This is a genomic window from Corallococcus sp. AB049A (assembly GCF_003668885.1).
GTDB classification, from domain to species: domain Bacteria; phylum Myxococcota; class Myxococcia; order Myxococcales; family Myxococcaceae; genus Corallococcus; species Corallococcus interemptor.
In genome coordinates, this window is sequence record NZ_RAWL01000954.1 from 1 (window position 1) to 503 (window position 503).

Annotated in this window: 1 protein-coding gene; it reads left to right on the forward strand. The window is 60.6% G+C overall.

The annotated features are described in order from the left end of the window. Positions 1 to 83: 83 nt before the first annotated feature. Positions 84 to 503: class I tRNA ligase family protein (locus tag D7X55_RS46030; RefSeq protein ID WP_147470477.1), on the forward strand; the 420-nt coding region annotated here is incomplete at its 3' end.

The window sequence follows — 503 nt, forward strand, 5'->3', positions numbered from 1 at the left end:
GGCGACAAACGGCGCGGGCTATCGACAGGAGTGGGGGTCATGTATGCTACGAGGCTTTCGAACAGTCACGTCTAAGTAGCGCCATGCACGAGCAATATCAGCCACTCGAGATCGAAACCCAGGCCCAGAACTACTGGAAAGAACACCAGTCCTTCCTCGTCAGGGAGCTACCCGACAAGGAGAAGTTCTACTGCCTGTCGATGTTCCCGTATCCGAGCGGCAAGCTGCACATGGGCCACGTGCGCAACTACACCATCGGCGACGTGATCAGCCGCTACCACCGCATGCAGGGCCGCAACGTGCTGCAGCCGATGGGCTGGGACGCGTTCGGCCTGCCGGCGGAAAACGCTGCGATCAAGAACAAGACCGCGCCGGCGGCGTGGACCTACAAGAACATCGATCACATGCGCAGCCAGCTGAAGTCGCTGGGCTATGCCATCGACTGGTCGCGCGAGTTCGCCACCTGCCGTCCGGACTATTACGTCCACGAGCAGCGCATGTTC